General features: G+C 45.9%; 13 protein-coding genes. 12 read left to right on the top strand and 1 reads right to left on the bottom strand.

Features of this window, described 5'->3' with window-relative positions:
- The first annotated feature begins 17 nt into the window (after window positions 1-17).
- The 12 genes from GT674_RS04940 (at window position 18) to GT674_RS17075 (ending at window position 10,991) form a co-directional block, all read left to right on the top strand.
- Window positions 18-809 carry an RnfABCDGE type electron transport complex subunit B gene (locus tag GT674_RS04940; RefSeq protein ID WP_161284699.1) on the top strand — a complete coding sequence of 264 codons (792 nt, stop codon included), beginning with the start codon at window positions 18-20 and terminating at the stop codon, window positions 807-809.
- A 170-nt stretch (window positions 810-979) separates the two neighbouring features.
- Window positions 980-1,591: a Holliday junction branch migration protein RuvA gene (gene ruvA / locus GT674_RS04935; protein WP_161284698.1), complete on the top strand. Its 612-nt coding sequence runs from the start codon at window positions 980-982 to the stop codon at window positions 1,589-1,591.
- Between the two features lie 41 nt (window positions 1,592-1,632).
- Window positions 1,633-2,631, top strand: a complete 999-nt coding sequence (gene ruvB, locus GT674_RS04930) for a Holliday junction branch migration DNA helicase RuvB (protein WP_161284697.1) — start codon at window positions 1,633-1,635, stop codon at window positions 2,629-2,631.
- 197 nt (window positions 2,632-2,828) lie between these two features.
- Entirely contained in the window at window positions 2,829-3,236 is a 408-nt protein-coding gene (gene zapA / locus GT674_RS04925; protein ID WP_161284696.1) for a cell division protein ZapA, read from the top strand.
- A gap of 105 nt (window positions 3,237-3,341) precedes the next feature.
- Complete coding sequence (locus tag GT674_RS04920; protein WP_243149063.1) at window positions 3,342-5,510, top strand: peptidase U32 family protein; 2,169 nt, start codon at window positions 3,342-3,344, stop codon at window positions 5,508-5,510.
- Window positions 5,511-5,516: 6 nt separating this feature from the next.
- The gene (locus tag GT674_RS04915) at window positions 5,517-6,890 is read left to right on the top strand and encodes an FtsW/RodA/SpoVE family cell cycle protein (RefSeq protein WP_161284694.1); all 1,374 of its coding nucleotides are present in this window, start codon (window positions 5,517-5,519) and stop codon (window positions 6,888-6,890) included.
- Window positions 6,891-6,939: 49 nt separating this feature from the next.
- Window positions 6,940-8,295 carry a peptidoglycan D,D-transpeptidase FtsI family protein gene (locus tag GT674_RS04910; protein ID WP_161284779.1) on the top strand — a complete coding sequence of 452 codons (1,356 nt, stop codon included), beginning with the start codon at window positions 6,940-6,942 and terminating at the stop codon, window positions 8,293-8,295.
- 98 nt (window positions 8,296-8,393) lie between these two features.
- On the top strand, window positions 8,394-8,846 hold the full coding sequence (locus GT674_RS04905; protein WP_161284693.1) for an NUDIX hydrolase: 453 nt from the start codon (window positions 8,394-8,396) through the stop codon (window positions 8,844-8,846).
- A gap of 105 nt (window positions 8,847-8,951) precedes the next feature.
- Window positions 8,952-9,263 (top strand): hypothetical protein, encoded by a 312-nt coding sequence (locus tag GT674_RS04900; protein WP_161284692.1) that lies wholly within the window; start codon window positions 8,952-8,954, stop codon window positions 9,261-9,263.
- Window positions 9,264-9,267: 4 nt separating this feature from the next.
- The gene (locus GT674_RS04895; RefSeq protein WP_161284691.1) at window positions 9,268-10,305 is read left to right on the top strand and encodes a DUF2953 domain-containing protein; all 1,038 of its coding nucleotides are present in this window, start codon (window positions 9,268-9,270) and stop codon (window positions 10,303-10,305) included.
- A 14-nt stretch (window positions 10,306-10,319) separates the two neighbouring features.
- On the top strand, window positions 10,320-10,694 hold the full coding sequence (locus GT674_RS04890; protein ID WP_161284690.1) for a GerW family sporulation protein: 375 nt from the start codon (window positions 10,320-10,322) through the stop codon (window positions 10,692-10,694).
- A 159-nt stretch (window positions 10,695-10,853) separates the two neighbouring features.
- On the top strand, window positions 10,854-10,991 hold the full coding sequence (locus GT674_RS17075; RefSeq protein WP_173902339.1) for a hypothetical protein: 138 nt from the start codon (window positions 10,854-10,856) through the stop codon (window positions 10,989-10,991).
- Between the two features lie 74 nt (window positions 10,992-11,065).
- On the opposite strand, the gene rpmB is transcribed toward GT674_RS17075, so the two are convergent.
- The gene (gene rpmB, locus GT674_RS04885) at window positions 11,066-11,254 is read right to left on the bottom strand and encodes a 50S ribosomal protein L28 (protein WP_161284689.1); all 189 of its coding nucleotides are present in this window, start codon (window positions 11,252-11,254) and stop codon (window positions 11,066-11,068) included.
- Window positions 11,255-11,494 lie beyond the last annotated feature (240 nt).

Below are 11,494 nucleotides of genomic sequence, written 5' to 3'. Positions count from 1 at the left end.
CAGAGGAGGCAGAGATTATGGATATGAATGCGATTATCGTGGCAACTGTCGTTGTTGCAGCAGTAGGCCTCTTTATTGGAATTTTCCTTGGTGTAGCCGGTAAGAAGTTTGCGGTAGAAGTAGATGAACGAGAGGTTGCTGTCCGTGCGGCTCTTCCGGGAAATAACTGCGGCGGTTGTGGATACCCGGGCTGTGATGGTCTGGCAGCAGCAATCGCCAAGGGTGAAGCTCCTGTCAATGCATGTCCGGTAGGCGGCGAAGCGGCAGGAAAAGTTATTGCAGGGATCATGGGCCAGGAGGTTGTTGAGAGCACCCGTATGGCTGCGTTCGTAAAATGCACAGGAACCTGCGAAAAAACAAAAGACAATTATACATACACAGGTGTGGAAGACTGTGAAATGATGGCATTTGTCCCGGGCGGCGGAGCAAAATCCTGTTCCTATGGATGCATGGGATTCGGAAGCTGCGTAAAGGCATGTCCGTTTGATGCGATCCATATCATTAACGGTGTGGCAGTGGTTGACCGCGACAAATGTAAAGCCTGTGGTAAATGTATTGCAAAATGCCCGCATCATCTGATCGAGCTTGCACCATATGAGCAGAAAACTTTTGTAGGCTGCAGCTCCCATGCCAAAGGAAAGGCAGTCACAGAAGCCTGCGAGATTGGATGCATCGGATGTAAGAAGTGCGAGAAGACCTGTCCGAACGGTGCGATCACTGTGACAGATTTCTGTGCACATATTGATTATGACAAATGTACAAACTGCGGTGCATGTAAGGAAGCATGTCCGAGAAAAGTTATTCTCTAAACCCCATATTGGTAAAAATACGATCCCGGCCGGAGAAAGAAGTCTTTTCTTTCTCCGGCCGGGATTTTGTATATTCCGGAATGACTCGAATAGATGTTTGCTTTTTGCCCGGGGTTATGTTATGATTGAAAAACAGGAAAAAATTAATTTGAAGCGGGAGTAGATTTTGCATGATTTCATTCATTTGCGGCCAGGTGGCAGATATAACAGAAAATTCTGTGATCATAGAAACAGGCGGGATCGGATATGAGATATTTATGACAGGAGAGGCGATCGAGCAGGCAGCCCGCATGGAGGGAAAGGTGAAGATCCATACCTATTTCCAGGTGAGAGAGGATGCCATGCAGCTGTACGGGTTCTGGCATAAGGATGACCTTCAGGTGTTCCGCCTGCTCCTCAGTGTGAATGGCATCGGTCCGAAGGCAGCGCTGGGAGTGCTCGCAGGGCTTAGTGCCGATGAACTGCGGTTTGCAGTGCTTTCCGATGATGTAAAGACGCTTTCCAGGGCACCGGGAATCGGCAAGAAGACAGCGCAGAAGCTGATTCTTGAGCTGAAGGACAAGCTGAAGCTGGAGGATGCATTTGAGAAGAAACTGATGCATGAACAGGAAAATGCAGACCTGAATGACACAGATTTCCATGATGGACGCCAGGAGGCTGTGGAAGCGTTGACAGCTCTTGGATACAGCAGTTCCGAGGCACTGAAGGCAGTGCATAAGGTTACGGATGTGGATCCGGGTGATGTGGAGGCAATCCTGAAAGCAGCCCTGAAGCAGCTATAATGGCAGGGTTTACAGCAATATACAATGGAGCGATGATATAGATGGAAAAAAGAATGATCACAACAGATGTGACAGAGGAGGATCTGCCGCTGGAGGGAAGCCTCCGTCCGCAGACTCTTGATGAATACATTGGTCAGGAAAAAACCAAGAATACACTCAAAATATATATAGAAGCTGCCAAACAGAGGCATGATGCACTGGATCACGTCCTTTTTTACGGTCCTCCGGGTCTGGGTAAGACTACTCTGTCCGGAATCATTGCCAATGAGATGGGAACTCATATGAAGGTGACCTCCGGACCGGCAATCGAGAAACCCGGAGAGATGGCGGCCATTCTGAATAACCTTCAGGAGGGAGATGTCCTTTTTGTGGATGAGATTCATCGTCTGAACCGTCAGGTGGAGGAGGTACTCTATCCGGCAATGGAGGATTTTGCGATTGATATCATGATCGGCAAGGGTGCCTCTGCCAGATCCATCCGTCTGGATCTTCCGAAATTCACTTTGGTTGGCGCAACGACGAGGGCCGGGCTTCTCTCGGCACCGCTTCGCGACCGTTTTGGTGTGATGCATCATCTGGAATTTTATAATAAAGAGGAACTTCAGACGATCATACTTCGTTCGGCAGATGTTCTGGGAGTCGAGATCGACAAAAGAGGTGCGGCGGAGATCGCCAAGCGTTCGAGAGGAACCCCGCGTCTTGCAAACCGCCTTCTTAAGAGAGTCCGGGATTTTGCACAGGTCAAATATGATGGAAGGATCACCTATGAGGTGGCTGTCTTTGCACTGGATCTTCTCGAGGTGGATCAGTATGGCCTGGACAAGATCGACAGAAGAATTCTCAAGACTCTGATTGTGAATTTTCAGGGCGGCCCGGTGGGACTGGAGACCCTGGCTGCGGCCATCGGTGAAGATGCGGGTACTCTGGAGGATGTTTACGAGCCGTATCTTCTGCAGAATGGATTTCTCAACAGAACTCCGCGGGGGCGCACAGCGTCCGCACTTGCCTACAAACATCTCGGAATCGACAGGATTTCATGATTTTTCAGTACCTGCACAGTAATCCTAAAATGTAATACTTGCAAGATTTCTTAAAAATTCCTATACATTTTTACAAAATTCGATTATAATGGAGTACAGACAAGGTGTAAGAAGCATTACTACGCCTCAGATCAGCAGGATCTGATCTGTTTCCGTTATGGAAGAAAGATGAAAGTTTAAGATACGGGAGGCTTGTTATGGCAGTCAAAAATACGGCGCAGGTAGTCATCGGAGGAAAGATCATAACTCTGGGCGGCTACGAATCTGAAGAGTATTTTCAGAAAGTGGCATCATATATAAATAACAAAATGTCTGAATTAAGCGAAATGCCGGGATATTCCCGCCAGCCGATGGAGACAAAGCATACACTGCTCAGTCTGAATGTTACCGATGATTATTTCAAGGCAAAGAAACAGGCGGAGATATTTGAGCAGGATCTTCAGCAGAAGGATCAGGAGATGTATGAACTGAAGCATGAGCTGATCGCACTCCGCATGAAGATCGAAGAAACCGAGAAGAAGGAATCCGATGCCAGACATCAGAAGGAACTTCTTGAAGGCAAGGTCAAAGAACTGGAACAGGAAATCGATAAGTTACTTAAGTAAGAGTAGGGAGGGGATTGCTTCGGTAGTCCTCTTTATTTACTTTATAGGAAGTTACTTCGTAATGTTCCGATAAAGTCACAAGACCAGATGAAAGGAAAGACCGATTTGAAGAAACAGGAAATAGAATTACTTTCACCGGCAGGTTCTTATGAGGGATTCGAAGCTGCGATCGGAGCCGGTGCGGATGCAGTTTATGTTGGCGGTCCGGATTTTGGTGCCAGGGCCTATGCACAGAATTTTACACAGGAAGAGCTGATCCGTGCGATTCGGACAGCGCATATTCATGGCAGGAAGCTATATCTTACAGTAAACACGCTTCTTAAGAATCGCGAGATTAAGGAGAAGCTTTTTGATTCTCTGAAGCCATTGTATGAGGCGGGACTGGATGCTGTTATTGTCCAGGATCTCGGTGTGTTCCAGTTTATCCGCAGGAATTTTCCGAAGATGCATATCCATGCCAGTACGCAGATGGCAGTTACCGGTCCGGAGGGAATGAAGTTTCTCGAAGAGCAGGGTGCAGCCCGTGTGGTTGCAGCCAGAGAACTGAGCCTTGAAGAGCTTGCCGCCATGCACAGAAAGAGCAGCATTGAAATAGAAGCCTTTGTCCATGGAGCTTTGTGCTACAGCTTTTCGGGACAGTGCCTGATGAGCAGCATCCTGGGAGGCAGAAGCGGCAATCGTGGCAGATGCGCACAGCCATGCCGTCTGCCGTATCAGGTGCGTAAGGGGGAAGAAAGAAGATTTCAAAAGAAAGAGGAACTTTGTCCTCTGAGTCTTAAGGATATCTGTACGCTGGATATTTTACCGGAGATCATAGATGCGGGTGTGATCTCGCTCAAAATCGAGGGAAGAATGAAACAGCCGGGATATACAGCCGGAGTCACAGGCATGTACAGGAAATATTTGGATATATTATCAAGGGACAGAGAAGGGTACCGGGTGACGGAAGAAGACCGGAGATACATTCTGGATATCTTCAACAGAGGCGGCTCCTGTACGGGATATTATAAACAGCACAACGGACCGTCTATGATGGCGTTTTCCAACGAGAAAAAGACGGGCGGTGTTTCAACAGAACTTAAGAAATGCAGAGAGAAGATCACGGGAAGCCTGATGCTTTATCCGGAAAGTCCTGCAATCCTGCAGATTTCCTGCAGGGATAAACAGGTGGTGGTTTCTGACGGCGAAGTGCAGTTTGCGAAGGAGCATCCAATGTCAGAGGAGCGTATCCGCAAACAGATGGAAAAGCTTGGAAATACAGAGTTTGAATGGGAAGAACTGGATATTCAGATGGATGGAAATATCTTTGTTCCGGTGAAACTCCTCAACGAACTCAGAAGAAATGCACTGGCAGAGCTGGAAGAAGAGCTTTGTGTGCCGATGTACCGTAAGGCAGAGAATAAACCGAAGTTTTCACAGTCTTTTGATGCGTCTGGACAAAATAAAGAGATCCCGCCAATGTTTGTATCCTGTGAAACAATGAAACAGGCAGAGACTGCATGGAGCCATGAAGAAGTCAGAGGACTGTATCTGCCGTATTCTGTGATGGAACAGGCCATTGGAAGGGAAATCCAGAATCAGAAAGAACTCTATCTGGCACTCCCTTATATTACCAGAGAACAGGCCCCGGAACATTTCTTTGAGACAGCCGGAGAATGGATAGAGAAGGGGATGAAGGGCTTTCTCGTGAGAAATCTGGAGTCCTACGGAATGCTCAGGGCGCTGGGACTTGAAAGATATACGGTGCTGGATGCGACTATGTATACCTGGAACAATGAAGCGGTTGATTTCTGGGAGAAACAGAAGATTCTTAAGAATACAGTTCCGCTGGAATTGAAGGAAGCAGAAATGCGTCACAGAAACAATCAGCACAGCGAACTGATCGTGTATGGATATATTCCGCTCATGCAGTCGGCGCAGTGTGTTCGCAGGAATCTTTCTTCCTGTGACATGCAGGAGGGAAGCATGGTTCTGAAGGACAGGTATGAGAAGGAATTTACAGCAGTCTGTGTCTGCCATCCATGGAAAACAGGGGCTACAGGAAAAAAAGAACGCTGTTATAATATAATCTATAACAGTCTGCCATATGGACTCCTTAAGGAAGCAAAGCAGGTGGCTGCACTTGGGATGCAGTCGCTGCGCATTTCGCTTACTATGGAGAATGAAGAAGAAACAGAGAAGATTCTGGATGAATTTCTGGGGGTATATTATCATAACCGTATACCTGCCGAAAGGAACTTTACAAAAGGACATTTTAAAAGAGGAGCCGAGTAGGGGCATATGATCAATGTAATAGTAGAATTATCCAAATATATCATCTTGACGCTGATGATCGTTTATACGTTTCATTGTTTTTATACTGTGCGTCAGCCGGATGAGGAGGAGAGGAACGAGCTTTTGCGTCAGCAGCTGATGCTGATCTTCTTCATCGATTTTACCGCATTTCTTGTGATCTACCTTAAGACCTTTGATTATAAGGTGGTCCGTTTCTATATAGAAATGCAGATCTTTTTTGCAGCAATCCAGATACTGTACCGTATCCTGTACAAAAAAGCATCACTGCTGCTTCTGAATAATATGTGTATGCTTTTGAGTGTCGGATTTATCATGCTGTGCCGTCTGGACATCACGATGGCGACCAAACAGCTTCTGGTTGCAGCAGGAGCCAGCGGAGTTGCACTTGTCATACCGGTCATGATCCGGAAAATGCGTTTTCTGCGCAGGCTGACCTGGATATATGCCGGAATTGGTATCATACTTCTGGCAGCGGTATTTCTTCTGGCCAAGACCAGTTACGGAGCAAAGCTGACACTTCTGGGTGTTCAGCCGTCTGAGGCGATCAAGATCACGTTTGTATTTTTTGCAGCCTCCTTTCTGTCAAGAGATACCAGTTTTAAGGCGGTTGTCCAGGTGTCGGTGATCGCAGCTCTTCATGTAGGAATACTGGTTCTTTCTACTGATCTTGGAAGTGCAGTGATCTTTTTTGTAACCTATCTTGTGATGGTTTATGTTTCTACCAGAAATGTCGGGTATCTCGGGCTGGGACTTGCCGGAGGAAGCGGTGCCGCGGTGGCTGCCTATCATCTGTTTGGACATGTCAGACAGAGGGTCAGTGCATGGAAGGATCCGATGGCTGTTTATCAGAACGAAGGATATCAGATCGTGCAGTCACTGTTTGCGATCGGAACCGGCGGCTGGTTTGGCATGGGGCTGTGTCAGGGCTCTCCGGAATCTATCCCGGTAGTTAAGAACGACTTTATTTTCAGTGCGATCTGTGAGGAACTGGGAGGAATTTTTGCAATCTGTCTGATACTGGTATGCATGAGTTTCTTTTTGATGATTGTCAATATCGCGCTGCGTATCATCAATCCTTTTTATAAGCTGATCGCGCTGGGACTTGGAACAGAGTATGCATTTCAGGTATTCCTGACGATCGGCGGTGCTACCAAATTTATCCCTATGACAGGTGTTACTCTTCCGCTGGTAAGCTATGGAGGAAGTTCTCTTCTGAGTACGATCCTCATGCTGGCGATCATTCAGGGACTGTATATTTTGAGAGAAGACGAGGACGAGGAATTTGAGAAACGAAAAAAGGAAGCATTACAGAGAATCAGAGCAAGAGAGGAGATTGGCGACAGAACGCGCCGCTTCTAAGAGACGTCGGGCAAGAAATAAAGAATATACATTTGTATCTGTCTTCTTTGTGCTTATTTTTCTGGGACTGGCAGGGTATCTGGTGTATTTCAATGCCATAAAGAGAGACAGCTTTATCAACAGCCCTTATAATACAAGGCAGGATACATTTGCAGACAGAGTCGTGAGGGGAAATATTATGTCTTCAGACGGTGAAATACTCGCACAGACGAATGTCAGCGATGACGGAACGGAAGAACGTTCTTATCCGTATTCCAATATTTTTGCACATGTTGTCGGATATGATACCAATGGCAAAAGCGGTCTGGAGTCGGAGGCAAATTTCCAGCTGCTGAGTTCTCATGAATTCTTTCTGACCCAGATCAAAAACGAATTTATGGGTGCCAAGAATGTGGGAGATACAGTGGTTTCCACCCTGAATGCAGATCTTCAGACAACAGCCTATAATTCTCTGGGCGACAGAAGAGGAGCTGTTGTGGTCATTCAGCCATCTACAGGAAAAATCCTTGCGATGGTCAGCAAGCCGGATTTTGATCCGAATACGATTGCAGCAAACTGGGAACAGCTTGTAAATGATGAGACAAACAGCAGCCTTTTGAACCGTGCGACAATGGGACAGTATCCTCCGGGATCGACCTTCAAGATTGTTACGGCACTGACTTATCTTCGTCAGCGTGGAACGTTTAACGGATTTTCCTATGACTGCCAGGGAAGTATCACAAAAGAAGACCATACGATCCAGTGTTATGGAGGAACCGTTCACGGACAGGAGGATTTTTATGCGGCATTCGCGAAATCCTGTAACTGTGCATTTGCGGAGATGGGAACACAGCTTGGCGGAGCTGCACTTCTTAAGACAAGCGAGGACCTTCTGTTTAATCAGAAGCTTCCGCTGAGATCCTATCGTAAGAGCTCCTTTACTTTAAATGGAAGCTCCGGAGTTCCGCTCACGATGCAGACGGCGATCGGTCAGGGAAATACCCTGGTATCTCCGATGCACATGGCACTGATCACAAGTTCCATTGCAAACGGCGGTGTTCTGATGAAACCATATCTGATCGACAAGGTGCAGAATCATGCCGGTGATGAGGTGGATACCACAGAGCCGGAAGCATATAAACGTCTGATGACAGACAACGAAGCATCTCTCCTCGGAGAACTGATGAAGGGGGTTGTACAGAACGGTACAGCTTCTTCTCTGAATGGAAGAGGCTATACAGTGGCAGGAAAGACCGGTTCTGCTGAATACAACGAAAGTGGTGCAAGCCATTCCTGGTTTGTCGGATATTCTAATGTTGATAATCCGGATATCGTGGTTTCTGTCATCGTCGAGGATGGTGGTACCGGAAGCGAGGCGGCAGTGCCGATCGCAGCGGATGTCTTTGATGCATATTATTTTGACTGATCGAATAACGATAAAGGTTGCCAGTTTGCCCAAAAAGAGTTATACTATTAACAGTTCAGTGTATGAAACTCACACGCAGTACAGGAGGAAATTGCAACATGATAGAAGCAACGAGCTGTGGCGGTGTGGTAATTTATCGTGGCAAGATACTGGCACTTTACAAGTCTTATAAGAACCGTTACGAAGGCTGGGTGCTGCCAAAGGGAACTGTAGAACCAGGTGAAACACATATCCAGACAGCGCTTCGTGAAGTGCGCGAGGAATCTGGAGTGAAGGCTACTGTAGTTAAATATATCGGCAAGAGCCATTATAATTTCACAGTTCCGGAGGATATCGTTACAAAGGAAGTACATTGGTATCTGATGACGGCTGATAATTATCATAGCAGACCTCAGAGAGAAGAGTTTTTTGTGGATTCCGGCTATTACAAGTTCCATGAGATTTATCATCTCCTTCGTTTTTCCAATGAGAAACAGATCGTGGAAAGAGCATATCAGGAATATCTGGAACTGCGAAGCCAGGGACTCTGGGGTAAGCAGCGCAGAGACTGAATCTCTGCATGAAATAGGTACAATAGGGCTGTGTTTCTGACGCAGCCCTGTTTACTATCCTGAAAAAAAGGAAATACTCCAAATAACAGCCGGGGGAGGAATGAAATGCTGAAGTGGTGCAGAGATCTTCGCATAGGAGAAAGCGTAAAAAAGGCGGACAGGATCCGCCGTAAACTAAATCATGGGAAGATTGTACCGGGCGTGTATCTTATCACTTTTTCAGAGAATCCCCGCAATCTTCTGGAGATCATACCGGCTCTGACAATGATCCAGCAGAGCGCGGCAGATATCTGTCCGGAGATCATCGGGCTTGCAGGAAATAAAGATGAGGCAGTGGAGATGACTGTCGAGATCATTCAGGAAGTCTATGACAGGACGGGAGATTTCCGGGTAGAAGAATATTGGAAGAACAGGTGAGGCGATGCTACATATTTTGTGGATGATCATAAAATTTATATTGATCCTTATAGGAATCATACTGGGGCTGCTTCTTCTTGTATTGCTTCTGCTTTTGTTCTGTCCGGTGAGATATCAGGCGGATGGCATGAAGGAAGCCGGTTCGTTTCGTACTGCCACAGGGAGAGCAAGAATAAGCTGGCTTTTTGGAGGAGTGTCTTTTTCGCTTGGATTTACAGAGGGACAGACAGATGTGGATTTTCGGCTTTTTGGAATCCCACTGATGAAGCTTCTTAAGAAAATCAAGAACCGTAAGAAGAAACAAACGTCAGATGCTGATAAGAAAGAGACTCTGGATGACAGCGGAGCCTGGAAGGACGAAGGAGAACCTTCAGATACTTATATAGAAACAACAGACAGTCCTCTTCTGGAATCTTTTGAGGATGAGCAAAAGCACAGAGAAGAAGATACAGAATCCATTCAGGTGGCTTCACCGGAGAATGAAGAAGAAATCCTGTCAGACCAGGATGCCGAGAAGGAACGCAGATGGCATGAGATGGCAGAGAAGTTAAAGAAACTGTTTTATAATCTCGGGAATAAAACCAGGAAGCTCTGGGACAAAATAAAAGCAGTCCATCGAAGGATCATGAAGATTCCTGAGGATATGGAGAAGCTTTCCAGGAAGAAAGATGCTCTTTGCGATAAGATCGACTGGTGGAGTGCATTCATCGGACATCCTCGTACGCAGGAAGCAGTCTCTCTTGTGCGGACGAAGGTGTTTCGTCTGTTAAGACATGTATTTCCGACAAGGATAGAGGGAGAACTGGCATTTGACTGTACAGATCCTTCTGTTACAGGTTCGATTCTTGCAGTACTTGGAATGACGATCCCTCTTCACAGAAACTGTATTCGGGTCACACCGCTTTTTGAAAACAGAAATGTTCTTTATGGACATGCGCATTTCAGAGGCAGGGTGTATGGTGTTATGCTGGTCAAAACAGCACTTGAGCTGTATTTTGATAAAAATATAAAATATGTCATCAGACGATGGAAACATAAATAAAGGAGGACAGGCTTATGTCAGGTGAAAACAATTTTAAGGATACTGTAAATTCTCTTTTTAAAGGAATGGACGCATTTATTTCTGCCAAAACTGTAGTGGGAGAGGCAATCCATGTTGGAGATACGATCATCCTCCCTCTGGTGGATGTTTCTTTCGGGGTAGGTGCAGGTGCTTTTGAGAGCGATAAGAAAAACAATGGCGGCGGCGGAATGACAGGAAAACTGACACCGAGTGCAGTGCTGGTTATCCAGAATGGAACTACCAAGCTTGTCAATGTAAAGAATCAGGATGGACTTACCAAGGTTCTTGATATGGTGCCGGATTTTGTAGACCGCTTTGCTTCCGGATTTGGCAAAAACAGTGATGCGGAAAGCGAAACGGAAATCTGATCATGAATAATATGGACAGAAGCTTTATCGTAGAGATGCGATAAAGCTTTTTTTGCTTTGCAGGGATTCAGGGAGTTTGAAGCGGACTTGTCCGCTTTGTTATTATTCTGCGGAGTTTTTGCATAAACTATGGTAAGACCATAAGACGGGGTTCGGAATGTGGGAAGACTTCTGGGATTGATGATTTTCTGCATTGGGATAGGAATTGTGATCGGTATGCTGATAGAGGAAAATATAGTCATTATTGTCACAGCCGGGCTTTGCCTTCTCTGTGGTTATCATATGTTCTGCCGGTAAAGCTTTTGGTTTGTATAACGAAAACAGGCACGGGATATCTCCCGTGCCTTTCTTAGTTCATACATAAATCGGAATTATGCTCTCTCAACGTTTCCGGATCTCAGACAAGAAGTACATACATACATCTTCTGTGCACCGCCGTTAGCTGTTTTAACTTTAACGGATTTTACATTGGATTTCCACATTTTATTGGATCTTCTATGGGAATGACTTACATTATTTCCGAAATAAGCACCTTTTTCACAAACTGCGCATTTAGCCATGATAGCACCTCCTTGACGCTTTTTTTCAACAGATTTTATTCTACCAGATGAATATGGTTTTTGCAAGCAAAAAAACAGAAAATCTCGAAATATTCTTCAAAGTGAGCAAAAGCAGGTGCTTTTATCTCTGCGTCATACGATTATCTTATGTCGAAATTAAACATGTCAAGCGTTTTTGAAAATGTCCTAAAATAATTGAAGTATTAGCCCCGGCTTTTTGCTGGGGCTTGTTAAATTGAT

Source organism: Blautia sp. BIOML-A1, from assembly GCF_009883055.1.
GTDB lineage: Bacteria > Bacillota > Clostridia > Lachnospirales > Lachnospiraceae > Blautia_A.
The sequence above is the reverse complement of the archived record's forward strand: the minus strand, read 5'-3'. Positions and strand labels throughout refer to the sequence as shown.

Coding starts and splice junctions, on each gene's coding strand:
- GT674_RS04940 (WP_161284699.1), top strand. CDS start 18: ATGGATATGAATGCGATTATCGTGGCAACTGTCGTTGTTGCAGCAGTA.
- ruvA (WP_161284698.1), top strand. CDS start 980: ATGATTTCATTCATTTGCGGCCAGGTGGCAGATATAACAGAAAATTCT.
- ruvB (WP_161284697.1), top strand. CDS start 1,633: ATGGAAAAAAGAATGATCACAACAGATGTGACAGAGGAGGATCTGCCG.
- zapA (WP_161284696.1), top strand. CDS start 2,829: ATGGCAGTCAAAAATACGGCGCAGGTAGTCATCGGAGGAAAGATCATA.
- GT674_RS04915 (WP_161284694.1), top strand. CDS start 5,517: ATGATCAATGTAATAGTAGAATTATCCAAATATATCATCTTGACGCTG.
- GT674_RS04905 (WP_161284693.1), top strand. CDS start 8,394: ATGATAGAAGCAACGAGCTGTGGCGGTGTGGTAATTTATCGTGGCAAG.
- GT674_RS04900 (WP_161284692.1), top strand. CDS start 8,952: ATGCTGAAGTGGTGCAGAGATCTTCGCATAGGAGAAAGCGTAAAAAAG.
- GT674_RS04895 (WP_161284691.1), top strand. CDS start 9,268: ATGCTACATATTTTGTGGATGATCATAAAATTTATATTGATCCTTATA.
- GT674_RS04890 (WP_161284690.1), top strand. CDS start 10,320: ATGTCAGGTGAAAACAATTTTAAGGATACTGTAAATTCTCTTTTTAAA.
- rpmB (WP_161284689.1), bottom strand. CDS start 11,254: ATGGCTAAATGCGCAGTTTGTGAAAAAGGTGCTTATTTCGGAAATAAT.